This window comes from Oleiphilus sp. HI0132 (assembly GCF_001635845.1).
On sequence record NZ_LWGJ01000618.1, the window covers coordinates 1 to 856 of the forward strand.

1 protein-coding gene is annotated in these 856 nt (G+C 41.0%); it reads left to right on the forward strand.

Annotation, left to right across the window (positions count from 1 at the left end; genetic code table 11):
• Positions 1 to 201 precede the first annotated feature (201 nt).
• The coding region (locus A3766_RS07530) for a hypothetical protein (RefSeq protein ID WP_156508766.1) at positions 202 to 856 on the forward strand (655 nt) is incomplete at its 3' end.

Below are 856 nucleotides of genomic sequence, written 5' to 3' on the forward strand. Positions count from 1 at the left end.
CGCAAAAGTAAGCTAAGGTTCTGCAAACAAATGTGAAATCTGGTTTTATGATGGAAGTAATGTGTCACATATTTGGATTATCTCGTGTTTTTGTATTGTGACTAGGTTCAAAATTCGAATAAACTGCGCTTCAGGCAGTATTGGAACTGCCGATAAAAGGGAATTGACAAGTTCATGCAGGGAATAGGGAGGTTCGCCGCAGTGTTTAAACGCCTAAAATTACATAAGAAACCAAAGCCAGATTTACGCTTTATTGACCCTGAAATATACCGGGCTCAGAGGCAAGCTCCCAAACGAAGCACTTCAATACCTTTCACTAGAAAAGGATATGACATAAAGCCGAACAATTTGTATTCGGATGTGTATTCAGGTTTATCGCAGTCAAGCGTCAAAACACACTCTACTAAAACATCTTTTTATCGGACTCGTGCAGGGAAACCTCTATCGGAACCTGAATCGTCGGATAGGCCTGTATACGTAAGTACTGAAAAGGATGAGGCTTTCTATCTGGAAGGTGTGAAAGCTTTGCCTCAAATGCTGGTAGAGGAAAGTCAAAAGCAGGAGCTCAAAGAGCATCCTCATATCGACTTATTTGATATGTTTGTTGCGCAGTCTGATAACGCGAGAGTAATCGTGGGTAATCAGCTCAGTATAGAAGACCGGTATCTTGGGCCAAACTATCTGTGTGAGCGTAGTCTAGGAATATTTTCTGACTCAAAAATGTATTCAGCTTTAATTAGAAAGGAGCTGAGTTCATACCGGGTAGATGTCCGCCACTTTAATCACCCTACTACCTTTGTTGAAAGTCGATATGAGTTCTATGACCGAATTTCTGCATGGATTCTGTTTTTGTCAG